Annotated in this window: 24 protein-coding genes and 1 riboswitch; of the genes, 20 read left to right on the forward strand and 4 right to left on the reverse strand. The window is 40.8% G+C overall.

Going from position 1 to position 25776, the window contains the following annotated elements:
* The first annotated feature begins 99 nt into the window (after positions 1 to 99).
* The 3 genes from bsdcttw_RS11210 (at position 100) to bsdcttw_RS11220 (ending at position 3291) form a co-directional block, all read left to right on the forward strand.
* Positions 100 to 1356 (forward strand): L-rhamnose isomerase, encoded by a 1257-nt coding sequence (locus bsdcttw_RS11210; protein WP_185259445.1) that lies wholly within the window; start codon positions 100 to 102, stop codon positions 1354 to 1356.
* Positions 1357 to 1501: 145 nt separating this feature from the next.
* Positions 1502 to 2326 (forward strand): rhamnulose-1-phosphate aldolase, encoded by an 825-nt coding sequence (rhaD, locus tag bsdcttw_RS11215; RefSeq protein WP_185259446.1) that lies wholly within the window; start codon positions 1502 to 1504, stop codon positions 2324 to 2326.
* 92 nt (positions 2327 to 2418) lie between these two features.
* A complete protein-coding gene (locus bsdcttw_RS11220; RefSeq protein WP_185259447.1) occupies positions 2419 to 3291 on the forward strand; it encodes a hypothetical protein in 873 nt (290 codons plus the stop codon).
* Positions 3292 to 3368: 77 nt separating this feature from the next.
* Here the strand turns inward: bsdcttw_RS11220 and bsdcttw_RS11225 are convergent, their stop codons facing one another.
* The 3 genes from bsdcttw_RS11225 to hypB form a co-directional block, all read right to left on the reverse strand.
* Positions 3369 to 3710, reverse strand: coding sequence for a hydrogenase maturation nickel metallochaperone HypA/HybF (locus tag bsdcttw_RS11225; RefSeq protein ID WP_185259448.1), 342 nt, complete (start codon positions 3708 to 3710; stop codon positions 3369 to 3371).
* 100 nt (positions 3711 to 3810) lie between these two features.
* Positions 3811 to 6495 (reverse strand): FAD-dependent oxidoreductase, encoded by a 2685-nt coding sequence (locus tag bsdcttw_RS11230; protein ID WP_185259449.1) that lies wholly within the window; start codon positions 6493 to 6495, stop codon positions 3811 to 3813.
* Between the two features lie 47 nt (positions 6496 to 6542).
* Positions 6543 to 7211, reverse strand: a complete 669-nt coding sequence (hypB, locus tag bsdcttw_RS11235; protein ID WP_185259450.1) for a hydrogenase nickel incorporation protein HypB — start codon at positions 7209 to 7211, stop codon at positions 6543 to 6545.
* 370 nt (positions 7212 to 7581) lie between these two features.
* Between hypB and bsdcttw_RS11240 the strand changes: the two genes are divergently transcribed.
* Positions 7582 to 8283: a FadR/GntR family transcriptional regulator gene (locus tag bsdcttw_RS11240; protein ID WP_185259451.1), complete on the forward strand. Its 702-nt coding sequence runs from the start codon at positions 7582 to 7584 to the stop codon at positions 8281 to 8283.
* A gap of 72 nt (positions 8284 to 8355) precedes the next feature.
* Here bsdcttw_RS11240 and bsdcttw_RS11245 read toward each other — a convergent pair whose 3' ends face one another.
* Positions 8356 to 9150, reverse strand: coding sequence for a prolipoprotein diacylglyceryl transferase (locus bsdcttw_RS11245; protein WP_185259452.1), 795 nt, complete (start codon positions 9148 to 9150; stop codon positions 8356 to 8358).
* A gap of 226 nt (positions 9151 to 9376) precedes the next feature.
* Positions 9377 to 9569, forward strand: a riboswitch (cobalamin riboswitch).
* Between the two features lie 101 nt (positions 9570 to 9670).
* Between bsdcttw_RS11245 and bsdcttw_RS11250 the strand changes: the two genes are divergently transcribed.
* From bsdcttw_RS11250 to cbiQ, 16 genes are all read left to right on the forward strand, one after another.
* Entirely contained in the window at positions 9671 to 11170 is a 1500-nt protein-coding gene (locus bsdcttw_RS11250; protein ID WP_185259453.1) for a cobyric acid synthase, read from the forward strand.
* Positions 11171 to 11314: 144 nt separating this feature from the next.
* Positions 11315 to 12361, forward strand: a complete 1047-nt coding sequence (cobT, locus tag bsdcttw_RS11255; protein WP_185259454.1) for a nicotinate-nucleotide--dimethylbenzimidazole phosphoribosyltransferase — start codon at positions 11315 to 11317, stop codon at positions 12359 to 12361.
* Entirely contained in the window at positions 12358 to 12903 is a 546-nt protein-coding gene (locus bsdcttw_RS11260; protein ID WP_185259455.1) for a bifunctional adenosylcobinamide kinase/adenosylcobinamide-phosphate guanylyltransferase, read from the forward strand. Before cobT ends, bsdcttw_RS11260 begins: the two co-directional genes overlap by 4 nt.
* Positions 12904 to 12912: 9 nt before the next feature.
* Positions 12913 to 13683 (forward strand): adenosylcobinamide-GDP ribazoletransferase, encoded by a 771-nt coding sequence (locus tag bsdcttw_RS11265; RefSeq protein WP_185259456.1) that lies wholly within the window; start codon positions 12913 to 12915, stop codon positions 13681 to 13683.
* 89 nt (positions 13684 to 13772) lie between these two features.
* Positions 13773 to 14156, forward strand: a complete 384-nt coding sequence (locus tag bsdcttw_RS11270) for a bifunctional adenosylcobinamide kinase/adenosylcobinamide-phosphate guanylyltransferase (protein WP_185259457.1) — start codon at positions 13773 to 13775, stop codon at positions 14154 to 14156.
* Entirely contained in the window at positions 14129 to 14761 is a 633-nt protein-coding gene (locus tag bsdcttw_RS11275) for a histidine phosphatase family protein (protein WP_185259458.1), read from the forward strand. The genes bsdcttw_RS11270 and bsdcttw_RS11275 overlap by 28 nt, the downstream gene beginning before the upstream one ends.
* A gap of 36 nt (positions 14762 to 14797) precedes the next feature.
* Positions 14798 to 15778 carry an adenosylcobinamide-phosphate synthase CbiB gene (gene cbiB / locus bsdcttw_RS11280; protein ID WP_185259459.1) on the forward strand — a complete coding sequence of 327 codons (981 nt, stop codon included), beginning with the start codon at positions 14798 to 14800 and terminating at the stop codon, positions 15776 to 15778.
* Positions 15779 to 15870: 92 nt separating this feature from the next.
* Positions 15871 to 17028 carry a pyridoxal phosphate-dependent aminotransferase gene (locus tag bsdcttw_RS11285; protein WP_185259460.1) on the forward strand — a complete coding sequence of 386 codons (1158 nt, stop codon included), beginning with the start codon at positions 15871 to 15873 and terminating at the stop codon, positions 17026 to 17028.
* 45 nt (positions 17029 to 17073) lie between these two features.
* A complete protein-coding gene (locus bsdcttw_RS11290) occupies positions 17074 to 17718 on the forward strand; it encodes a precorrin-8X methylmutase (RefSeq protein ID WP_185259461.1) in 645 nt (214 codons plus the stop codon).
* Between the two features lie 21 nt (positions 17719 to 17739).
* On the forward strand, positions 17740 to 18852 hold the full coding sequence (cbiD, locus tag bsdcttw_RS11295; protein ID WP_185259462.1) for a cobalt-precorrin-5B (C(1))-methyltransferase CbiD: 1113 nt from the start codon (positions 17740 to 17742) through the stop codon (positions 18850 to 18852).
* Positions 18853 to 18854: 2 nt separating this feature from the next.
* Positions 18855 to 19613 carry a precorrin-4 C(11)-methyltransferase gene (gene cobM, locus bsdcttw_RS11300; RefSeq protein WP_185259463.1) on the forward strand — a complete coding sequence of 253 codons (759 nt, stop codon included), beginning with the start codon at positions 18855 to 18857 and terminating at the stop codon, positions 19611 to 19613.
* On the forward strand, positions 19610 to 20746 hold the full coding sequence (locus bsdcttw_RS11305; protein ID WP_185259464.1) for a cobalt-precorrin 5A hydrolase: 1137 nt from the start codon (positions 19610 to 19612) through the stop codon (positions 20744 to 20746). The genes cobM and bsdcttw_RS11305 overlap by 4 nt, the downstream gene beginning before the upstream one ends.
* Complete coding sequence (gene cobJ, locus bsdcttw_RS11310; RefSeq protein WP_185259465.1) at positions 20730 to 21461, forward strand: precorrin-3B C(17)-methyltransferase; 732 nt, start codon at positions 20730 to 20732, stop codon at positions 21459 to 21461. The genes bsdcttw_RS11305 and cobJ overlap by 17 nt, the downstream gene beginning before the upstream one ends.
* Positions 21458 to 23503: a precorrin-6A reductase gene (gene cobK, locus bsdcttw_RS11315; protein WP_185259466.1), complete on the forward strand. Its 2046-nt coding sequence runs from the start codon at positions 21458 to 21460 to the stop codon at positions 23501 to 23503. Before cobJ ends, cobK begins: the two co-directional genes overlap by 4 nt.
* Before the next feature lie 112 nt (positions 23504 to 23615).
* Complete coding sequence (locus bsdcttw_RS11320; RefSeq protein ID WP_185259467.1) at positions 23616 to 24998, forward strand: cobyrinate a,c-diamide synthase; 1383 nt, start codon at positions 23616 to 23618, stop codon at positions 24996 to 24998.
* Positions 24982 to 25767, forward strand: a complete 786-nt coding sequence (cbiQ, locus tag bsdcttw_RS11325) for a cobalt ECF transporter T component CbiQ (protein ID WP_185259468.1) — start codon at positions 24982 to 24984, stop codon at positions 25765 to 25767. Before bsdcttw_RS11320 ends, cbiQ begins: the two co-directional genes overlap by 17 nt.
* Positions 25768 to 25776 lie beyond the last annotated feature (9 nt).

Here is a 25776-nt window from a genome sequence, read left to right on the forward strand (position 1 = left end):
AAGTAAGGAATTCATTAGGATAGCTTTGTAAAATAGTAATTATTACAAAAAATTAAATATAAGAATTTAGAATATAGAGTATGGAAAGGAAGTTATAGAATGGTAAATAAAGAAAGATACGAATCAGCAAAAGCAATATATGGTGAACTTGGCATTGATACGGATGCCGCCATTGCCAGATTAAAGGATATTCCTGTATCCCTTCACTGCTGGCAAGGGGATGATGTTACAGGTTTTGACCATGACGGCCCCTTGACGGGAGGAATCCAGACTACAGGGAATTATCCGGGAAAGGCAAGAACCCCGGACGAATTGATGGAGGATATGGACAAAGCAATCAGCCTGATGCCTGGAAAGAAGAAGTTGAACTTACATGCCTGCTATGCAATCTTTGAGGATGGTGAATATGCAGACCGTGATAAACTGGAGCCGAAGCACTTTGCCAAATGGGTGGAATTTGCCAAAGCAAGAAATATGGGAATCGACTTTAATCCTACCTTCTTCTCTCATGATAAAGTAAAAGACGGACTTACACTCTCAAGCCCGGATGAAGGGACAAGAAAGTTTTGGATTGAACATGGCAAGGCCTGCATCCGCATATCTAATTATTTTGCAAAAGAAACCGGGGTACCCTGTGTTATGAATATATGGACAGGAGACGGATACAAGGATATCCCGGCAGACCGAATGGGGCCAAGAATGAGATATAAAGATTCCATTGAACAGATACTCTCAGAGCCCTATGACAAGAACCAGGTAAAACCCTGTGTGGAATCGAAAGTATTTGGAATCGGAGTGGAGTCCTACACCGTAGGTTCTGCTGAATTCACCTTAAGCTTTGCCGCCACCCATGAGGGCTGTCTTCCGTTAATGGATAACGGGCATTACCATCCCACTGAAGTAGTGTCCGATAAGATACCGGCATTATTGTGCTATTATCCGGAAATTGCATTACATATAACAAGACCGGTACGCTGGGACAGTGACCATGTATTATTGTTTGATGATGAGACAAGAGAGATGGCAAAAGAAATAGTACGCTGTGAAGCACTGGGACGTGTTTATATGGCGCTGGATTACTTTGATGCAAGCATAAACCGTGTATCCGCATGGGTTATCGGCTTTCGCAGCTGGCAGAAAGCATTGCTGAATGCCCTTTGCACGCCGAATGCTTTATTCAAAAAGCTTCAGGATGAAAATCGTCTGACAGAACTTATGGTACTGCAGGAGGAGATAAAGACATATCCCTTCGGAGATATCTGGGCGGAATATTGCAGGCAGTGCGGTGTCCAAGAGGATAAGAAATGGTTTGAAGAAATAGTTAGCTATGAGAAAGAAGTACTGGTAAAGCGTTAAGTTAATAAGTAAAATAGTTAGAGAATGAAGAGTTCCTACGATGATAAATAAGCAGGAATTTTCTGCAGGTACAAAGCAGCAGAACAATCGGAACAATTCTGATTGATTGTACAACAAAATAACGAATAAGAGGAAGGCTGAATAAATGAGATTTCTAGAAGCAGAATTTGTAAAGGGCTTTATACGTATGGCTAATGATGGCTGGGAACAAGGGTGGCATGAGAGAAACGGAGGAAATCTTTCTTATCGTATAAAAGCAGAAGAAGTGGAAGCTGTACGCGAAGCTTTTGAGGTGAAAGAATGGCAGCCAATCGGTACAAGCGTGCCAGGACTGGCAGGAGAATATTTCCTGGTAACGGGTAGCGGTAAGTTCTTCCGTAATGTTATCATTAAGCCGGAAGATTCCCTTTGCATGATAGAACTGGATGAGAAGGGGGAGAATTACCGTGTTGTATGGGGACTGGTTAACGGGGGCAAACCTACCTCGGAACTGCCCTCCCATCTGATGAATCATGAAGTTAAGATGCTTGCAACAGAGGGCAGATACCGCGTGATTTATCATGCCCATACCACCAATGTCATTGCCCTTACCTTTGTACTTCCCTTAAGGGATGAAGTATTTACAAGAGAACTCTGGGAAATGGCGACTGAGTGTCCGGTGGTATTCCCGTCAGGAATAGGAGTGGTGCCCTGGATGGTGCCCGGTGGAAGGGATATTGCAGTGGCAACCAGCAAGTTGATGAAGGAATATGATGTCGCCATTTGGGCTCATCATGGAATGTTCGCAGCGGGTGAAGATTTTGATCTGACATTTGGTCTCATGCATACCGTTGAAAAATCAGCAGAAATACTTGTAAAGATGCTGTCCATGCAGCCAAGTAAACTGCAGACTATTCAAGTTGATGACTTTCGAAATCTGGCCAGAGACTTTAAAGTTACCTTGCCGGAGAAGTTCTTGTATGAAAAATAATAATTTTTTTTAAGCATAAATCAACTTTTTATATGTTAAATAATGTATATATGATAAAATACAATTAACATTAAAAGGAAAGAGTGGATGCTATGGTAAAGGATAGATATTCAAAAAACAAAAAAATTACGGGCTTAGTCGTCCTGATATGCAGTTTAATATTAGTAGGAGTATTTCTATCCTTATCCTTTAGTAGAAGAGCATTCGGCAATGCAAAATCTTCTTTTCCGGATATGGTCTATCAAAACTATGAACAGCTTAGAGGTAATACAGATAACACTATCGAAACAATATCAAATAATGAACTGACATTAAAAGTCTATGATGTTTTTCTGGAAGATCATGAGGCAGTGTTAAAATATGAACTTATAAAGAATAATAATGTAATCTCAAAGCAGTCAATCTATTCACTTGTTATTTCTGTCAAGAATAAAAGTATTGATTATAAAACGGAGTATCAGGGGAAGAACTTAGCTGTTTTGAGGGATGATAATTTTGATTCAATTCCAAGTTTTGAAGAAAATAAAGTTAAAATAGTTATAACAATTTATTATAAGCTGGAGAAGGACAGCCAAAGCCTTTCTCAGGATTTTGAATTCAACTATGCACCGGATAAGTTATACCATGAAAAGATTTATGAAATTAATCATGAGTTTTCTTACTTAAACAAGCAGATAAAGATTAATCGGATTATTTCTAATGGATTGTATATGCTCCTTGAATGTAATTATGATTATAACTCGCTTTCAGATGTATGGTATACCTTTGAGGCTGAGGATGAGAACGGTAAGAAAATTAAATGCTATACTGCATCAATAGGTGAAGGCAGCGGCAAATATTATCTGGATCTGATAAGTGAAAAAGAAAAGGTAATATACCTTTCTCCAATTGCACATAAATATGATGCAAAGAAGAAAGAAGTAACTATTCCGATTAACGAAAAAATAGAAGTGAAAATTCCTTAATAAAAGAAGAAGAGTAATATAAAAGGCTGAGATGGGTTCTTATATCCACCTCAGCCTTCCTTCTTATGTAGTACATTCTAATCGCATACGATTTCTTTGATAATCATATCATCGCCTTCTAGTATCTCCATGGCATTCGACTTACAGTCAGGACAGCTTAAATCACTGTATACAGCATTAAATACCCTGCCGCAGTCTTTGCATTTTACAATACCCGGAATAACGATTAATTCCAGTTCTGTATTTTCCATGAATGTCTTGTAGGAGGCGGCAGGCCAGCTCTGCTCTAAGTATCTGGGTACGATACCGGAGAGTTCGCCTACCTCGATAACGAGCTTGTGGACTATCGTTACATTCTGTTCTTTTACAATCCGTTCGATGGTGTGTACCATGGAATTCAAGACACCAAGCTCATGCATGGCTATTTCTCCTTTGGCTCATTTGGAAATAAGCTTTTGTTTTGTATTTCTTATGTTTTATGTTACTCAATTGCATTAAATATGTATCTCTATTACTTTATTATCTTTTGCCAACACCTTTTATAGTAGAAGCCGCAATTTTTCCGGTACGTACAATAGCATTTGCTGCCATTTTTACGGGAAGCTTCTCATAGGTATCGGGGACGGTGTTATAAGTACGTTCCAGATGGATCGCGTCAAATTTACACTTTGTAGTACACATACCACAACCAATGCACATATAGCTGTTGATTTCAACAGCACCGCAGCCAAGACAACGTTCGGTTTCTTTCTTTAACTGTTCTTCTGTAAAGGTCATTCGGTCATCTCTAAAGCTTCCTTTTTTCTCCGGAGAATGGCCTGGTTTCTGACGGGGAGTCGTATCAAAATCCTGTACGCCTACAGCTACATTATTCTTATCAAAGGCATGATATTCTCTTCGGTCACGACCGTAAACAAGAGACTGACCCGGTTGAACATAACGATGGATGGAGATGGCACCTTCTTTTCCGGCAGCAATGGCATGTATTGCGAATTTCGGACCGGTAAAGCAGTCACCACCTACAAAGACATCCGGTTCAGAGGTCTGTAAGGTCAGCGCGTCTGCTTTGGCAGTATTTCCTCTGCCAAGTTCCACCTTGCTGTCAGTAAGTAAACCACCCCATTCTATGGACTGTCCAATGGATAGAAGGACGGTATCAGCAGCAACTGTGATTGTATCGGTTTCATCATATTTTGGAGCAAAACGGTGTTCTGCATCAAACACACTAAGGCAGCGTTTGAATTCCACACCGGTTACCTTTCCGTTTTCAGTCAGAATTCTCTTCGGACCCCAGCCATTGTTAAAGGCTACACTATCTTCCTCCGCTTCTTCAATTTCATCAGGTAGTGCAGGCATTTCCTGACGGCTTTCCAAGCAATAAAGATTGACAGCAGCAGCGCCTTGGCGTGTGGCGGTACGAGCTACATCTATGGCAACATTTCCGCCGCCGATAACGACAACATTACCGGAGAGCTCGGCTTTTCTTCCCAGGTTGACATCCCGTAGGAAATCAACACCGGTGATAACACCTTCTGCATCTTCGCCTTCAACACCTAGATTTCTTCCGCCTTGTGCGCCGATAGCAAGATAGAAAGCTTCATAGCCTTCTTTACGAAGCCCATTAAGTGTGATATCTTTCCCTACTTCTACTCCGGTCTTAAAGCTCACACCCATTTCCCGAAGAACATTAATCTCTGCATTCAGTACTTCTTTTTCCAGGCGGAAAGCGGGGATACCAAGGGTTAGCATACCGCCAAGCTTCTCCTCCTTTTCAAATACGGTAACCTGATACCCATCGATGGCAAGATAATAAGCACAGGAAAGACCGGCAGGACCGGAACCGATAACAGCGATTTTATTGCCAAGGTTATAGCGCATAGGAGGAATATAGCGTATAGAACCATCCAACTCTTTGTCAGCAATGAATTTTTTGATTTCATCGATGGATACCGGTTCATCGATATCACCGCGGGTACATTCACTTTCACAGCCATGAGGACAGATACGACCGCAGACAGCTGGAAAAGGATTTTCTTTCTTAATGAGTTCCAGGGCTTCATGATAGCGGCCTTGAGCAGCTAGCTTTATGTATCCTTGTACGGAGATATGGGCAGGACAGGCAGTCTTACAGGGAGAAGTACCTTCCTCTGATACATCCTTACGGTTTTCACGATAATCTACATTCCATTTACGTTCACTCCAGATATGATCACGGGCAGTGGGTTCAACCTTTACGGTAACCGGTGTTTTGGAGCAAAGTTTCTGTCCAAGGGTAAGTGCGTTAGAAGGGCAGTTCTCCACACATTGTCCGCAGGCTACGCAGTTTTCTTTCTGTACCTTCGCCGTAAAGTTAGAACGGATGGCATCAGGAGTATTAAATAATGTTGCAAGGCGCAGGGAGAAACAGGAACAGCTACAGCAGTTACAGATAGCAGCTGATTCTCCAAGGCCATCGGTATGAGGCATTTCATGCATCAGACCATTATTTTCTGCAAATTTTATTATTTCTTTTGCTTCTTCTCTGGTAATCTGGCGGCCTCTGCCGGTTTTGATATAATACTCGGCTCCTTCGCCCATTTGAATACAGATATCTTTTTCAAGATGTCCGCAGCCTTCGTCTAAAACACGGCGGGACTGACGGCAGGAACAATCGGATACAGTAAAAGTATCATATTTGTCTAAGTAATAGGATAGCCTTTCCCATGGCTGTGTGCCGGGAAGATCCTTTATTGCTTCTTCTACAGGAATAACACGCATCATTGCCATACCTTGGGGGAATTTTGCAGCCATAGGCGCAAGACGTATTCTGGTATATTCTTCAAAAGCTTTACCGATTTCAGGATGAGCTGCTAACTGCTCACGGTTATTAACCATCATTTCTAACATACCAGGTGCAAAGATATTTACAAAATAGCGCTCTTTTCCATCTTCTTTGTCCTTCCATACCTTAGCGACACCGGTATAGGTAAGCTGGTCCAGAATAGCCTGTGTTTCTTTTCTGTTCTTTCCGGAACGGTTTAACACATATTCAAAGGTACGGGGTTTACGAAGGCCGATAATCATGGCAATATCAGCCATTTCATCGGTAACGACGCAATTAAGGGAATAGTATTCCGGGGTATTTTCATCGATTTTGTTCATCGCACCGGCAATACCGCCTACCATTTTTGCCAGCTTTACGATTTTAGGTCTTAATTCACTCATAGATTCCTTTCCTGCGCTGCCTTAGCGCAATTCAAGCTTCCGTTTGATTATTCGTTCCAGGTAGTTACCTGATTGTAAAGCCAAGCCGTCCAGTCTTCTAGGCCTTCGCCTTTTATGGCACTGATAGGAATGATTTTAGCATTTGGATTACGAAGCTTGATATTAGCAATACATTTCTCCATATCAAAGTTAAAATAAGGCATAACATCTACTTTATTAATTAATACTACATCACAGATGGAAAACATCAGCGGATATTTTAGCGGCTTATCATCCCCCTCTGGGACGGAGAGAATCATTGCATTTTTTACTGCACCGGTATCAAATTCAGCAGGACAGACAAGATTTCCTACATTTTCAAGAATCACAAGATCAAGTCCTTCTGTATCAAGTCCCTCCAGGCCCTGACGAGTCATTTCTGCATCCAGATGGCACATGCCTCCGGTATGCAGCTGTATGGCCTTCGCACCTGTTTCCTGTATCGTACGGGCATCTACATCGGAGTCGATATCTGCTTCCATAACACCGATATGAAATTTATCTTTTAATGCATTGATTGTGCGGGTAAGAGTAGTTGTCTTGCCGGCACCTGGACTGGACATAAGATTCAAAAGAAAAACCTTCTTTTCTTTTAATTCCTCTCGAAGCTTATCTGCCTGTAGGTTGTTGTCTGCAAAGACGCTCGTCTTTATCTCAAGAACTTTAAATTCTTCCATGTGTCACGCTCCTTTCCTTTTTATGAAATTAATTTGATTAGCATAAACATTGGTGTTTTGCACAACCATTTTGTAAGAGATTGTGCTTATAAAGCTGATATGTAACTTACTTATACGGCTATGGGAATTACCGTTCTTATAATAAGCTGCTTAACTGCCTTGCTGCTCATTTTATAAAAATATACCTCTGGTCCAGCCAAGAGATGTCTGTATATTTTTTAACAATATTATTATAAGGTATTAATGGAATACTAGCAATCATGCAAAAAAAAATTGTCATTATTACATATTTGTTTGTTGGATTTTGGTAAGATTGTATGATAAAATAGTATTGGCTCGTGGTGTGACCAGGGCCAGAAAGTGAGCATATATGGAATTTCAAAAACTCAATGCCTTAAGCCTGAAAGAGATGTTTATCTGCGAAATCCGAAATATGATCTTATCAGGGCAGCTTCCTGCTCAGAGTAAGCTGCCGCCTGAAAGAGAGCTTGCCAGGCAGATGCAGGTTAGCCGGGCGGTGGTAAACAGTGGATTTGCAGAACTTGAGAAGCAGGGCTTTTTAGAGATACATCCAAGACAAGGAGTATTCGTAGCAGATTATGGTAAGAACGGGAATATCAATACTCTGAATGCAATCATGGAATACCACGGGGATACCCTAAGTTCATCCGAAATCCGTTCTATCCTGGAAGTCCGGCGGGCACTGGAGCATCTAGCGACGGATTCTGTGATAAAGAATGCTGCTAATGATGATATTCTTGGACTGGAAGCTATACTAAAGGAAGTAGAAGAAGCAAAATCCATTCAGGAGGCAGTAAGTGCAACCTTTTCCTTTCATCATAGGATGTCAGTGATCGGCGGCAATAGTATTATGCCTTTGATTTATATCTCCTTTAAGCCTGTTGTAACACAACTTTGGAAGCGATACTGCCTGCGCTATGGAAAGGATGCTCTTTATGACGGGGTGTTATGCTTGTATAAATGTCTAAAGGAGCGTGACTTTGAGGCAGCAAGAAGATGTACCGACAAAAGGATGGATGATGCTATAGAAGGCAGCCATCAGATATTTTAATATAATTATCTTGTCAGAAATGATAATATTATACTCCTGTCGGTACAACAGCGGTGTATTAATTGCTATTTGTTAATATACAATATCATCATCATTTTTAAGCTCCGGTGTATTTTTGCGATGCCGCAAACCACAGAGGATAACGATTCCGATACCTATTAAAAAAGTAAAGATAGATATAAATTGCGAGGTTGATAAGATTCCAATTTCTCCGCGTTCCAAATCACCCCTGAAGAACTCGATGATAAAGCGTCCCGCACTATAGAAAGTCAGATAAAAACCCGCAACCTGACCATGAGCTTTTGTGTGCTTTGCAATCCATATTAATATAAAGAAATTTAGAAAATCAAAGGCACTTGAAAGGGGCTGAGTCGGAATTAAACTTATGTTATTGGGGGCATATTTCGAATCGGTAAATATGATATGAAAAAAGCTGTTGGTTTTCTCACCATAACAGCAGCCTGCCAGAAGGCAGCCTAAACGTCCGAAACCTTGAGCCAAAGCGATAGAGGGCATAACCAAATCAAAATATGTAAGGAAGTTTAATTTGTGCTTTTTGGTGAATAAAAATCCGGCTAAGATTCCGAAAATGATTCCTCCGTATACCACAAAGCCTTGTGATACATCAAGCAGCAGGGAGGGGTCAGCAATTATTGCTTTTAACTGTGTGAGATAGTATAAAAGCTTCGCGCCAAGAATACCTCCGATTAGGCACCAGATAGTTAAGTTAAAAATAAGCTCATGTTGTAACCCCTGTTTCTTCCCTCTGTATTCGGCAACAGTATAGGCAGCTATGATGCCTATAGCAATCATGAGCCCATATCCGTATACCGTAACAGGTCCAATTGTAAATAATTCGTTTTTCATAATGCTTAATTTCTTATCCTTTCAATGTTTGGTGTAATCAAGATAATTGCATTCCTAATTATTGCAATTATACCAAATTTGTGAAGAGATTGGAATAAGTTTTGTATCTTAAAAGACATGTATACACATATCAGGAAGCTTATAAATGGCACCAGGCCAAAGGAATACGAAATAAATGAAAAAGTACTGGTAAAAATTAATAATTTATAATATAATTACATGAAATAAAATTTAATACATCCAAGGTGTCAGAAAAGCTTATGCTTGGTTCTGATGAAAAGGGAAACAGGTGCAAATCCTGTACGAACTCGTCACTGTGATAAGGGAGTTGCGGCAAATACGTCACTGATTTTAATCGGGAAGGCTGCCGTTAATGATGATCTTTCAGCCAGGAGACCTGCCTTGAATGAAGCTTGTACAGCCACGAGTAACTGGTTTGGAATGGAAAGATAAGTCGAACTATGTCTCGAACTATGCTTAAAGTTACCTCCATGCCCTCAGTGGCAATGGAGGTTTTTTTATGTCTAAAATAATCATGGTGCAAGGGACCATGTCCAACGCAGGGAAAAGCTTGCTGGTAGCAGGCTTGTGCAGAATCTTTAAGCAGGATGGCTACAGGGTAGCTCCTTTTAAGTCTCAAAATATGGCATTGAATTCCTACATCACCGAGGAAGGCCTGGAAATGGGACGAGCTCAGGTGATGCAGGCGGAAGCAGCAGGGATAAAACCTTCGGTGCTGATGAATCCCATTCTTTTAAAACCCACTAACGATATTGGTTCACAGGTCATTGTGAACGGAGAAGTAATCGGAAATATGAAGGCAAGAGAGTATTTTGCATATAAGAAAGAACTGATACCGGATATCATGAAGGCTTTCCATGAACTGGAAAAACAAGCGGATATTATAGTAATAGAAGGAGCTGGAAGTCCCGCAGAGATTAATCTGAAGGAAAATGATATTGTAAACATGGGTCTGGCTCAATTACTGAATGCTCCGGTATTACTGGTTGGGGATATCGACAGGGGAGGTGTTTTTGCCCAGCTTCTTGGAACCTTAATGCTATTAGAGAAAGAAGAAAAGGGAAGGGTTAAAGGGCTTATTATTAATAAATTCCGAGGTGATAAAACCATTCTTGATCCGGGAATTACCATGCTTGAAGATAGGGGACATGTCCCGGTCGTGGGTGTTGTTCCGTATATAAATATTTCTTTAGAGGAAGAAGACAGTCTCACCAGCCGGTTCGACAGGAGAGAAGAGGCACAGATAGATATTGCTGTTATTCGTTTCCCTAGAATATCAAACTTTACAGACTTCTTTGTCTTTGAACAGATTGAAGGTGTATCTGTAAGATATGTGGATTCGGTAAGGGATTTACATTATCCCGATATGATAATCCTTCCCGGCAGTAAAAACACCATGGGAGATTTGAAATGGATGAGACAGAATGGTCTGGAAGCTGCGGTAAAGAAACGTCAGGGAGATTGTATTATCTTTGGTATATGCGGTGGCTTTCAGATGATGGGAAGCAGGATTTTGGACCCATATGGCGTGGAAGAGGGAGGAGAAGTCGGAGGAATGAGCTTTTTCTCTATGGAAACGGTACTGGAGAAAGAAAAGGTTCGTACTCAGGTGTATGGAACCTTCCAAGATACTACCGGAAGGTTATCGGTACTTAACGGATTAGAACTGGAAGGTTATGAGATACATATGGGAAGAAGTACGGTAAATGAACTAACCCATACACCATTATGCAGCCTTTCAAACCGGTTGAACGGAGAGGAGAAGGCTGACGGGGTATCAGTGGAAGATGTTTATGGCACCTACGTCCATGGAATATTTGACAAGGGAGAAATTGCTCTAAGGGTTGTGAAAGAACTTGCAGCCAGAAAAGGCCTGTCAATAGAGGAAGGGTTTATGATGGATTATGGTACTTTTAAGGAGACACAGTATGATAAGTTAGCAGATACCTTAAGAGAATATCTGGATATAGATGCAATTTATCATATAATGAATGATTAAACATAGGACAGGTGAGTTGGTTAGCTGCTTAAAGTAATAATTATTGCTGGGAGTTATTGGATTTGGATAAGCAAGGGGATAAAGTCCAGATCCAGAAAGAGTATGAAGAAAGAAATAACTAAATTAAAACGAGTGAGGTTAATTATGACAAAGGAAGAATTAAAAAAATTAGTAATAGACAGCCCAAGTAAGGAATTCTACAAGAAAGTTAAGGAGAACTGGGATGGAATTGCAAAGCCTCTTAACGGTCTGGGACAATTTGAAACAATGATAGCACAGATAGGAGCCATAACGGAGACAGACAAGATAGATATTTCAAAAAGAGCGGTCATTGTTATGTGCGCTGACAATGGAATTGTTGAGGAAAAGATAAGCAGCTTCGGATATGAGATGACAGCAATTATCGCGGAGGAACTGGCCAGAGGCACCACTTCGGTGAGCAGAATGGCATTAAGGGCAGGAGCTGATGTAATACCTGTAAATATTGGAACTCATCAAGAAGAGGAGATAAAAGGGCTTATACAAAGAAAAGTCGCAGCTGGAACTAAGAATTTTTACCTGGAACCTGCAATGTCAGAGGAAGAAGTATTAGAGGCAATCACAGTCGGAGTTGACATGGTGAAAGAGTGCAAGGAAAGGGGATTTAGTATTTTAGCTACAGGAGAGCTGGGTATGGGAAATACGACTACCAGCAGTGCTATGGCTGCTGCGCTGTTAGGCCTTGGAGCAGAGGAAGTTACCGGTATGGGAGCCGGTCTTAGTAAGGAAGGCTTAGCCCGTAAGTATGAGATAATCAAAGGAGCATTGGAAAAATACCAGCTGAGAAAAGATGAACCCTTAAGAATTCTTGGCTCTGTAGGCGGACTTGATCTGGCAGGGCTTGCCGGAGTTTTTATTGGAGGGGCACTTTATCATATCCCGGTTATAATTGACGGTGTAATTAGCGCAGCAGCAGCTTTGACAGCAGAGCGGTTGGTTCCGGGTGTAAAAGAATATATGCTGCCCTCACATTTAAGTAAAGAACCTGCGGCAAAGCTGCTGCTTGCGGAGCTTGGTCTTTCTCCTGTTATAGATGCTTCCTTAGCACTTGGTGAAGGGACGGGAGCGGTACTTTTATTTCCCATGCTGGATACGATACTATCTGTTTATGAAGGAAGTTCAACCTTTCAAGATATCAATTACAGTTTATGATGATTCTTATTATTGGAGGAAGCGGCAGCGGGAAATCAGCTTATGCCGAGAAGGCAGCGGTGACACTGGCTGCAAACAACAGGTTATATTATCTTGCAACAATGCAGGTTTTTGGGGAAGAAGGCAGAACGAAGGTTAGGAGGCACCAGGTCTTGAGAGAGGGAAAGGGTTTTCTGACGATTGAACAGCCATCTAATGTCAGTCAGGCTATTGAAAAAATGAAGGCTGGCAGAAAAACAGTTCTGTTAGAGTGTATGTCGAATCTTACAGCCAATGAAATGTTTTCTCCCCGTGGAATTTGTAAACCCAATGAGGTATGTAATAAAATTCAAAATGACATAAATCTGCTGAAGAAACATACAAAGAATCTCGTAATTGTGACCAATAATGTATTTGAAGATGGAGTTCAATACGATTCTGCAACAATGGATTATCTGGAAGCACTGGGGAAAATAAATGAGATGCTGATGTCAGCAGCAGATACTGTAATAGAAGTGGTAGTTGGTATCCCTGTAATTATGAAAGGAAATCTGACTGGTTAAGGAGAGGTTATGTCGGTTATCAAATCATTTTTTATTTCATTTTCAATCTATTCTAAAATACCAGTTCCGCAGTTTGAATGGAAAGATAAAGACATGAAGTATGTGCTTTGCTTCTTTCCCTGGATCGGCGGAATCATTGGAGTGTTAACATATCTATGGGGTTATCTCTTTCTACATTTTCACTTTGGAACCCTCCTATTTACAATGGCAGGAACGGCTATTCCTCTTTTGGTTTCAGGCGGTTTTCATGTGGATGGTTTTATGGACACGATGGATGCACTCCGTTCTTATCAACCAAAAGAGAGAAAGCTTGAAATCTTAAAGGACCCCCATATCGGAGCTTTTTCAGTTATACAGATAGTACTTTATTATCTAATATTTATTGGTGCTTATTCAGAGCTTAATAGTTCGAAAGCCATGCTGATAATGGGAGCAGGGTTCTTCTTGTCCCGGACTATCAGCGGTATCGGAGTGGTGACTTTGCAGAATGCCAAAAAGGAAGGTCTTTTATACCTATTCTCCAGCAAAGCTCACGAGAAGGCTGTTAAGGTTACTCTATATATACAATTTATCCTATGTGCAATTTTTCTGCTCTATCAGTCTTTGGAGGCAGGATTTGCAGTTATAATAGGTGGTCTACTTACGTTTATCTATTACCGTTATCGCTGTTATAAGGAGTTCGGCGGGATAACTGGGGATACGTCTGGATATCTTGTAACCTTATGTGAGGTGATAACTGTGGTAATCATTGCGGTTTGCTGCATTACAAAGGTAATCTAGCATTTCTTTATCTTATATTTCTTCGCTTGCCACAGATATAATAGAAAGAGGCAGGTAAAAAGAGAAATAAGAAGCGAAAGGATAAAAAAATGGAATTATATATTGGAGGATGTTCTCAGGGAAAACTAAACTATGTACTTAAAAAAACAGGAATTTCTGAAGAAATGGTTTTAGATGCAGTGGAAATAACAGGAAGAAATATCAAAAGAGAAGTACTAATTATCAATCATTTTCATCTGTTAGTAAAGAATATCTTAAAAGATGGCAGAAATCCTGAAGATACCATTAAAGAATTATCTGAAGAAAATCCGGAGCTTATTATTATCTGTGATGAGGTGGGAAATGGTATCGTTCCAGTGGAAGCTGCTGAAAGAGAATATCGTGAACGATTAGGCAGGATTCTTTGCGGACTGGCAGAGAAAGCAGTTAAGGTGGAGCGGATCATATGCGGAATTGGGCAGATAATCAAATAAAACTAATATTGATACGGCATGGAGAGACACCATCCAATGGTTTAGGAAGATATCTCGGTAAGACCGAGGAGAATCTATCCAAAGCGGGGATAGAAAGGATTCTTAAGGCTAAAAGTGAAGGAAAATATCCTGCAGCAGACATTTGCTTTTCTAGTCCTATGAGACGGTGTATAGAAACTGCAAGGCTTATATATGAATGCTGTACTCCGATTCTTATTGAGGAGTGGAGAGAGATTGATTTTGGCCGCTTTGAAGGTAAAAATTATCAGGAACTCAATGGAGACAGAGAGTATCAGGCGTGGATAGACAGCAACGGAACATTGCCTTTTCCGGAGGGGGAGAGCAGAGCGGCATTCCTTGTAAGATGCCTAAATGGTATGTACCTGATGGTAGATAAACTGATAAATAGGAAAGCGGATACTCCGCTGACGGTGGCTGCAATAGTGCATGGTGGAACCATTATGTCAATACTTAGCACTTACGGAAAGGATAATTATTTTAATTATCAATGTAAGAATGCTGAGGGTTATGAATGCAACATGATATTATCCATGGACCATGGGCTACCGCAAAATATTAAGATAGATATCCTTAGGAAATTATAAAATATAGTATGTATCAGTAAATTTAGGGAGAAGAGAATGGTTTATCATATTGGAGGATTTTTTATTGGATTTGTACTGGATCTCTTAATGGGAGATCCATACTGGCTGCCCCATCCAATCAGACTTATTGGCACACTAATTTCAAAATTAGATCATGTGCTCTTAACAACAAAGGAATCGGAAAGAAATGATAAACAGGAATTCTATAAAGGAATTCTATTAACGGTACTAGTGCTGTTTATTACAGTCTTTTCCGCTTTCCTAATCTTATACCTGGCGTATTGGGTATCACCTTACCTGGGTCTTATTGTTGAAAGTATTATGACTTATCAGATTCTTGCTACAAAATGCTTAAAACAAGAAAGTATGAAGGTATACAAAAAGTTGAAGGAAAAAGACTTGTCCGGAGCAAGAAAAGCAGTATCCATGATTGTAGGAAGAGACACTGAGTGCCTTGATGAAACTGGAGTTGCAAAGGCTGCTATTGAAACGGTGGCTGAAAATACTTCTGATGGTGTTATCGCACCAATGCTATTTCTGGCAGTGGGGGGGCCTGTATTGGGATTCTTTTATAAGGCAGTTAATACGATGGATTCCATGGTGGGATATAAAAACGACCGATATCTATACTTTGGTAGAGCAGCGGCAAAATTAGACGATGCAGTAAATTTCATACCTGCCAGAGTCAGCGCTGTTTTAATGATAATTGCCAGTTATCTTGGCGGAAGAGATTATAACGGCAGAGCTGCTTGTAAGATATATAAGCGAGACAGGCGAAATCATGCGAGTCCTAATTCTGCCCATACAGAAGCCGTGTGTGCCGGGGCATTGGGAATACGCCTTGCAGGTAATGCAAGTTATTTTGGAAAAATGCATCAGAAACCTTTTATAGGTGATGCAACAAGGAATGTTGAAGAGGAAGATATAGTCAGAGCTAATTGTCTCTTATACATAACGGCAGGACTTTGTGAAGGAATCTGTCTAATCTGTTTGATAGTTATTGGCTTATTATTGTGAGAACCAGTAGCAAAAATAAGCGAAACAGAATACGGATTACATAATAATTATATCTGTTAGTCTATGGTTTAATTGAAAAAATTCAAGGAAAGATGAAAGGAACGAATATGCAGCACGGTGGTGATATCTACAGAAATAAAATTAAACTTGATTTTTCAGTTAATATAAATCCATATGGAATGCCGGATTCTGTAAGATTAGCTTTATTAAGAGCCATAGGAGATTGCGATAAGTACCCGGATATTCAGTCAATGGATCTTATAAACAGTATATCCGAGCTAACCGGAGTAGATGGCAGGTTCATATTGCCTGGAAATGGTGCCTCCGAATTATTTGCCGCCATCGTACATGGGATACAACCAAGAAGGATTGTTATACCGGTACCCTCCTTCTACGGATATGAAAAAGCCGCAGCTATGGCAGAGTCATTTAAAATTATCAATAAAGAAACAGCCATAGCTGCAGCTTTGGAAGAGCCAGTGGAAACATTAGGGAAAAGACCAGCCAAAGCTGCTATGATGGCAGAGCCGGAAGTAGTTTTCTATGAGATGAAAGAGACAGCAGCTTTCAAGCTGGACGAAGGAATCAGAGAGTATCTCACAGAGGAGACGGACCTTTTATTTCTCGCAAATCCCAATAATCCTTTGGGGAATCTGGTAGAAGGTGGATTGTTAGAGCAAATTGCGAAAGACTGCAAGGAGAAACGGATATGCCTTGTTATCGATGAATGCTTTCTGGATTTTACAGGGGAAGAAGAAAAGTATAGCTTTAAAAGGAAACTGAGGGAATATCCGGAGGTTATAGTGGTTAAAGCTTTTACAAAAATATTTGCAATACCGGGCGTAAGACTGGGATTTCTCTTATGCAGTGATGAAAACCGAAAGGGAAAGATACAAAAACACCTTCCGGAATGGAACTTATCCGTATTTGCACAGGCTGCAGGAAGGGCTGCCTGTCAAGAAATTGCATATATGAAACAGACAGTTAAGTTTGTTCAGGAAGAGCGGGATTACTTATCTGAAGAACTAAGAAAAATGGGAATTGAAGTGTATCCTTCTCAGACAGATTATCTGTTCATCAGAACAGAAATACCTCTCTATGAAAAACTGCTTGAGAAAGAAATACTGATCCGTGACTGTAGTAATTTCCGTGGCTTGGGAAGAGGATATTATCGTATTGCAGTAAAAACTCATGAGGAGAATAAGCAATTAATAAATGCAGTGAAAGAGATAAAAAAGCTGGAACATTAAAGAAAGATAATTTACACCTGTACAGGTACGAAAGGGTGATTAAAAATGATTCAGGAAATTGAATTCGTACTTCCGGATGAGATTGAAAATAGAAGCTTTGAAATTATTTCAGAGGAATTAAAGGGAAAAAACATCGTATTAAAAGCCGAGCAGGAAATGGTTATAAAGAGGGTTATCCATACCAGCGCAGATTTTGATTATGCGGATACCCTTGCCTTTTCAGAGGATGCAGTTAGAAAGGCAAAGGAGCTTATAGCACAAGGAGCGGATATTGTTACAGACACTAATATGGCGCTGGCAGGAATCAATAAGGGGATACTTGCAAAATATGGCGGCGAGGCTCATTGTTATATGGCAGAAAAGGAAGTAATGGAGATCGCGAAAGAGAGCAGGTCCACCAGAGCTGCCGTTAGCATGGAGATTGCGGCAAAAATAGAGAAGCCTGTAATATTTGCTATTGGGAATGCTCCTACAGCCCTCCTTAAACTTTATGAAATGCTTGAAAAGGAAATTTTCAGACCTGCTTTTATCATTGGTGTACCCGTTGGCTTTGTCAACGTGGTTCAGGCAAAGGAATTAATAGCAGGAACAGATATTCCCTATATCATCAACAGAGGAAGAAAAGGCGGGAGTAATGTGGCAGCAGCTATCGTAAATGCACTGCTTTATGAACTAAATAAAAGCGAATAAATATCATTAATGAGGAAATATATGCGTTATGGGTTTACTACCGGAAGCTGTGCGGCAGCTGCAGCAAAAGCTGCTGCCTATATGCTCTTAACCGGGAAAGAAAAAAAGACAATTAGAATCGATACTCCAAAAGGAATTCCTTATCAGACTGAAATATTGGAAATCACAAGAACAGAAAGGGTCGTCAGTTGTGCGGTTAGAAAGGACGGTGGAGATGATCCGGATATTACTCATGGGACCTTAATTTTTGCAGCTGTTTCCCTGGAAGAGAGGGAAGAGAACGACAGAATCCGTATCGATGGAGGAATCGGGGTAGGGAGAGTGACGAAACCCGGACTTGACCAGCCTATAGGGAACGCAGCCATTAACCATGTTCCGCGGGAAATGATTGCAAAGGAAGTGTCTGAAATCTGTGCTCTGACGGATTATAAAGGTGGTATTAGTGTAATTATATCCGTTCCTGACGGAGAAAAGCTGGCAGCAGAAACCTTTAACCCAAGGCTTGGTATCCTGGGAGGAATTTCAATTCTAGGTACAAGTGGAATTGTGGAACCTATGAGCACCAAAGCTCTGTTGGACACTATTCAAGTTGAACTGAATGTAAAAAAAGCAGAGGGATGTAAATATATCGCAGTAGCACCGGGAAATTATGGACAGGCCTTTATGAGGGAAACTTATCAATATGAACTGGATAAAAGTGTAAAGTGCAGTAATTATATTGGTGATACCATTGATATGGCAATAGCCTCCGAATTTGAAGGAATGCTTTTAACCGGGCATATCGGTAAGTTAGTTAAACTCTCCGGCGGAATTATGAATACCCATTCCAAAGAAGGGGACTGCCGTATGGAATTGATGGCAACAGCTGGGATACAGGCAGGTATTACCGCGGATACGGCAAGGAAAATTCTTAATAGTGTTACAACTGAAGAAGGAATCAGAATCCTGAAAACCTGCGGTAAGCTTACTGATACGATGAGTCTTATTATGGAAAAAGCCTGTTTTTATCTTAATGTAAGGTCAAGGGGAAAGATAGCTGTTGAGTGCATCATGTATGCCAATGAATTCGGAGAACTGGCAAGCAGCAGCGGAGCAAAAGACCTGATGGAAAGAATAAAGAGAAATGGAGAATAGTTATGGTGTATTTTGTTGGAGCTGGAACGGGAGCTGCGGACTTAATTACAGTGAGGGGAAAGAATCTGTTAGAAAAAGCGGAGGTGATAATCTATGCAGGCTCCCTTGTAAATCCTGAACTTTTAAGCTATGCCAGAAAGTCCTGTATAATTCACAACAGTGCCAGAATGACGTTGGATGAAGTCATAGAAGTTATAAAGTCCGCGGAGGAGAAGGGGAAAACTACAGTACGCCTTCATACGGGGGACCCCAGTATATACGGAGCTGTCAGAGAACAAATGGACAGGTTGGAGGAACTAGGAATTGCTTTTGAGAGCTGTCCTGGCGTCAGCGCATGTTTTGGAGCGGCGGCTTCCCTGAACCTTGAATATACTTTGCCGGGGATATCTCAGACCTTGATTATTACAAGAATGGCAGGAAAGACTGCCGTACCGGAGGCAGAGAGTATAAGAAGCCTGGCGACACATAAGGCTTCTATGGCCATTTATTTAAGCACCGGTTTGTTAAAAGAGCTAAGCCAAAGTTTGATAGAGGGCGGATACTCAGAGGATACACCTGCGGCTATTGTTTACAAAGCTACCTGGCCGGAGGAAAAGGCTTACCTGTGTACAATCAGGACGCTGGAATTGACTTCTAAGACTCATGGCATCACAAAGACTGCCCTTATCTTGGTTGGAGATGCAATAGCCCATCAAAATTATAAACTATCAAGACTTTATGCACCGGACTTTGAGACAGAATTCCGAGAAAAAAGAATATGAAGATTTCCGTTATCAGTTTCACAAAAAGAGGAATGGAACTCTCCTATAAAGTCAGAGATATTTTACTAAGTTATAAAATAGATGCAGAGATATTTACAAAGCATAAAGCAGCAATAACAAAAGATAGGATGAAGACAGATCAAGCAACAGAAGAAAATAAAGAAATAGAAGAAAACAAAGAAATTATCATCAACAAAGAAATAAAATTCGTATCTGAAACTCTGCATCAATGGGCAGAAAAACAGTTCACAGACCATCATGCCTTACTGTTTATTGGTGCCTGTGCCATAGCGGTGCGCACTATTGCACCATTTCTAAAAGATAAACTTTCTGATTCAGCGGTTCTGGTAATGGACGAGGCAGGAAAATTTGTAATTCCAATGCTTTCCGGACACTACGGAGGAGCCAATGAATTGGCGGAAAGAATTGCAAAGGATATGGGAGCAATTCCTGTTGTTACTACTGCCACAGATGTCAACGGACTGTTTGCAGTGGATGTATTTGCAAAAAAGAATAACTTAAGCATTTGTAACAAAGAAGGTATCAAGGAAGTATCTTCCGCTGTTCTGGATAAATCAGAGGTAACAATGGCGGTAGCAGGAGAGTACAGCGGACGAGTACCGGAAGAGATAACGCTGGTAGAATACCCTAAGGATAAGAAAGTATCAATTATGGTATCACCTTATTTGGCGGACGGGGAAAAGGCGCAATTACAGCTATGCCCAAAGATTTATGTAATTGGAATTGGCTGTAAAAGAGGAAAATCCCTGGAAGAGATTGAAAAAGTAATTCATAAACAGCTGCAGCAAGCAGGCATACAAAAGGAAGCGGTCTTTGCAATTGCTTCCATTGATCGGAAAAAGGATGAGGGAGCCTTGGTTCAATATGCGGAGAAACATAACCTTCCCTTTCTAACCTTTTCTGAGAAGATATTAAATTGCATAGAAGGTGACTTTTATGCTTCAGCCTTTGTAAAAGAACAAGTAGGAGTTGACAATGTATGTGAGCGTTCTGCCATGGCAGCTACAGGGAGTGACGGAGAGTTGATTATAAAAAAACATGCAGAAAACGGAGTTACCGTAGCAATAGCTAAAAAGAAATGGAGTGTGGTATTTGATGAAACACACAATTAATGTAGTAGGAATGGGGCCGGGAGCAGAAGAGATGATGTCCTTTCAGGCAATTAAAGCCTTGGAGGATAGTGATGTAATTATTGGATACTCGGTATACTTAGAATTGTTAGGAGATCGTTTCTCTGACAAAGAATTTCTGTCCACTCCCATGCGCAAGGAGGCTGAGCGCTGTCGGATGTGCTTTGAGGAAGCTTTAAAGGGAAAAAAAGTATCCATGGTTTGCAGCGGAGATGCGGGAGTATATGGAATGGCATCTCTGATGTATGAAATCGGGAAGGAATATGAAGAGTGTGAGATTACCATAGTTCCCGGAATTACTGCTGCCAACAGCGGTGCAGCTTATCTTGGAGCGCCGCTGAATCATGATTATTGTGTTATAAGTCTCAGTGATTTATTAACACCCTGGGATAAGATAGAAAAGAGGCTTAAAGCTGCCGCAGAGGGGGATTTTTGTATTGCAATCTATAATCCTTCCAGCCATAAGAGGGCGGATTATCTGAAGAAGGCCTGTGAAATTTTGCTGGAGCAGATAGAAGAAACACGTATTTGCGGCTATGTTGCGAATATCGGCAGAGAAGGAACTGTATGTATTACCTGTACTTTAAAAGAATTAAAAGAGAAACAGGTAGATATGTTTACCACTGTATTTATTGGTAATTCCAATACAGAGCTTATTAACGGGAAGCTGGTTGCCAAAAGAGGGTATCACCTATGAATCAGATATTGATTTTTTCCGGTACGACGGAAGGCAGAAAGCTGGCAGAAGATCTATGTAAAAAAGGTATTCACTGTACCGTCTGCGTGGCTACGGAGTACGGTGAGATGGTAATGGAGAAGAGAGAGGGGCTAAGAATCTGTCAGGGCAGAATGACTGTCCGGGAGATGAGGGAATTAATACAAAAGGAAAATTATAATGCAGTAGTTGATGCAACCCACCCTTTTGCAACGGTTGTTTCTGATAATATCAGAAGCAGTATGACAGATTGCAGGATACCATACCTTCGCTTAAGGCGTCAGACAAGAAATCAGGTCATAGAAAGAATACATAATTCAAGGGAAATGCAGATTTCCTTTTATCCGAATAGTAATAGCTGCGCAGAGGCTTTAACAGATACATCCGGAAAGATTCTTCTTACTACCGGCAGCAAAGAGCTTGCCATCTACAGCAGTAAGCCATGGCTTAAGGAAAGATTAATTGTAAGGGTATTGCCGGGAATTGAAAGTATTAATCTATGTTATGAGAAGGGATTGACCGGGAGACAGATAATTGCCATGCAAGGACCTTTTTCCGTTGAAATGAATGAAGCAATCATGAAACAATATGATATTAGCTGCCTTGTAACAAAGGAAAGCGGCAGCGCCGGGGGCTTTTTGCAAAAAATAAAAGCAGCAGAAAACCTTAATATTAAGGTTATGGTAATCGGAAATCCTGAGCCAGATGAAGGGTTAACCCAGACGGAAGTATATCTCGAACTGGAAAAGCTGACCGGAGTGAATCTTTTTGAGGAAGAAAAAGTAGAGATTTCCTTTATTGGGATGGGAATGGGTAATCCCAGGCTGCTTACAAAAGAAGCAGAAGAGAAGCTGAAAATAGCGGATGTTTGCTTCGGAGCTGAGCGGCTTGTAAATAGCATCCCCTGGATGAAAGAAAAGCATTCCTTTTATCTTGCTAGAGACATTATTCCTTGGCTGAAAGAACACAGAGTAAAGCAGGCAGCAGTACTTTTCTCAGGAGATACCGGCTTTTACAGCGGGTCCGAAAAACTTAGGGAAGCCTTAAAAGATGAGGCAGAAGCAGAGAATGGTTTAAAATCAGAGGTATTCATCTATCCGGGTATTTCCTCCATCTCTTATCTGGCAGCAAGACTTCAGACCAGCTGGCAGGAAGCAGAAATTATAAGTATTCATGGAAGAGCTGCCAATGTAGCCTGGGCTGTCAGAGCAAATAAAAAGACTTTTTTATTAGTATCAGGAGTTTCAGATGTGAGAACCCTTGGCTCTCTCCTGATGGCAGCCGGTATGGAGGAAGTAGTAATCTCTTTGGGTTATCAGCTATCTTATCCAGAAGAAGAAATTATAACTATTTCTCCCGCAGAATGCCTGACTTTAGAAAAAGAAGGACTCTATGCCTGTATGATAGTGAATGATAAAGCAGCAGAGAGAGTATTAACCCACGGAATGGCTGATGAGATGTTTATACGGGATAAAGTGCCTATGACGAAAGAAGAAATCCGGGAAATTTCAATATGCAAATTAGGCTTAGCAAAAACATCCGTACTTTATGACGTAGGAAGCGGAACCGGTTCTATTGCGGTGGAATGTGCAAGAATCTCAGAAGACATCCAGGTCTATGCTATTGAGAAGAAAGCGGAAGCTGCAAAGCTTATAAAAGTAAACCGTGCCCAATTTGGCTTAACCAATGTATCGGTGATACAGGGGGAAGCACCGGAGGCCTTCTTAAATCTTCCGTTTCCGACACATGCATTTATTGGAGGCAGCAGTGGAAATATGAAGGAAATACTGACAGCCATATACCGGAAGAATCCGGGAGCCCGCATTGTAATCAATGTTATAACCCTGGAAACACTCAGTGAAGTAACAGAGCTCCTTAGAACCTTGCCGGTGAGGCAGGAAGAAATAGTACAACTGCAGGTAAGCAAAGCCAGCAAAGCCGGCAGATACCATTTAATGAAGGCTGAGAATCCGGTCTATGTAATATCTTTCTTTTTCAAAGAAGAAGGACAGGAAAAGGTTTGAATGTCCTAATGCAGACAGGTCTGCTTTATGCAGGAGGTATAAGAATGAAAGATAAATCTTTCACTCCCCCTGATTTTATACGCGTGCTAAAGCACGCAGATGGGAGCCAAGTATGAAAGCACCCCGAGTAATGATTGCAGCACCGGGAAGCGGCAGCGGAAAGACTCTTCTTACCTGTGTACTCCTGCAGGTACTTAAAAATATGGAGAAGAGCGTAGCTGCCTTTAAATGCGGGCCGGATTTTATTGATCCTATGTTTCATCAGAAAATCATCGAAGTACCATCAAAAAATCTGGATACTTTTCTTTCTGATGAAGATACTGCCAGATATTTATTTTTAGAGGATGCAAAGGGGAAAGATATTTCTGTTATAGAAGGAGTTATGGGACTTTATGATGGGCTTGCAGGGATAAAAGAGGAGGCTTCCTCCTATCATCTGGCAAGGGTCACAAAAACGCCGGTAATTCTTGTAATTGATGCCAATGGTATGGGCAGGTCCCTTATTCCATTAATCAACGGGTTCCTGCAGTATGACAGGGCACTCCTGATAAAGGGAGTGGTGCTAAATAATATTTCAGGGATGTTTTATGAGCTGATAAAAGGAGAGATAGAGCGGGAACTGCCGGTAACAGTACTTGGATATTTTCCGAAGCAGAAGGAAATCAAGTTGGAAAGCCGACATTTAGGGCTTAAACTCCCGGGGGAAGTAAAGGGTTTAAAAGAAGAAATCCAAAAGCTTGCGGCAGTTATGACAACTACTTTGAACATTCGTAATGTTCTAGACATTGCACTTACTGCAGAAGATTTAACTTATTCAAAAAAAGTATCCTATAGGAAGCCTGCAATATCGGTACCAGCTGCCAAAAAGATACGAATTGGAATAGCAAGAGATGAAGCTTTTTGCTTCTATTATGAAGATAATCTGAGACTTCTTAAGAAATATAATGCAGAGTTAGTTCCCTTCTCACCCTTGTGGGATAAAGAGCTGCCCAAAGATATAAATGGACTTATTCTGGGAGGAGGATATCCGGAATTATATGCAAAAGTCCTGTCGGAAAACCAAATGATGAGAGAGAGTATAAGCACTGCATTAAGTAAAGGAATGCCTTCCATTGCGGAGTGCGGCGGTTTTATGTATCTTCACGAAAATCTTGTTAATATGGAGGGTGAAGCTTATCCTATGGTCGGAGCTGTAAGAGGAAGCTGTCTTTATACCGGGAAACTGGTGCGCTTTGGTTACATAGAGCTGACAGGAAGGGCAGAAAGTTATCTTGGTATTGGCGGTAAAATCAGAGGGCATGAGTTTCATTACTTTGATAGTACAGATAACGGAACATCCTGTATGGCAGAAAAACCTGTTACAGAAAGAAGCTGGCAATGTGTTCATGCAGATGCTAATCATTGGTGGGGATTTCCGCACCTATATTACTACTCTAATATAGAATATGTCAGTAATTTCTTAGAAAAGGCAGGTGAATATGAAGAAAGCGCATAGTCATATCTCCATTGATTATTACTCCTATATATCAGGTCTAAGTAACTGGAATACGATGTATAAGGTTATCTTTTCACTGGGAGCCTTAATTACTGTCATTGCAGTCAATACTGTGGCTGTATCTGTTGTAACCATAGCTTTTATGCTGTATTTAAATATAGGTGTCGGAAAAATACATGGGATGGATTATCTTAAGCTTTTATGGTTACCGGCAGCGTTTATCCTGCTTGGTGGATTAGCCATTATGGTTCAGTTTGGAAAAGGAACAGATAGTTTGTTTGCTATAAGATTTTTTTGGACAAAACTCTATATCACAAAAGATACTCTGGCACTTGGGATAAATACTGCTCTGAAAGCTTTTGCGGCCATCAGTGCCTTTTATATGGTTACTCTTTCTACCCCTATGGGAGAGATTATCTCTGTATTTAAAAAGGTACATGTTCCGGTCATTATTCTGGAACTGATGCATCTGATATACCGTTATATTTTTATCCTCTTTGATACGAATAAAGCTCAAAGGGAAGCAGCCAAATCCAGAAATGGTTATTGTGACCTTGCAACCTCCTTACGGACTTTCAGCAGCGAGGCTGCCAATCTGTTTGTTCTTTCAATGAAGAAAGCAGATATGTATTATGATGCGATGGAAGCCAGGGGCTATGACGGTGAGTTAAATTTCTGGGAAGAAAAAAAGGTGCTGACAAGAAGACAGCTGGGATACTTATTAATGTATTTGTTGTTGCTTATACCGGCTTTTATCATGGGTAAATAACAGGAGTAG

The sequence above is a fragment of the Anaerocolumna chitinilytica genome (assembly GCF_014218355.1).
Taxonomy (GTDB): Bacteria; Bacillota; Clostridia; order Lachnospirales; family Lachnospiraceae; genus Anaerocolumna; species Anaerocolumna chitinilytica.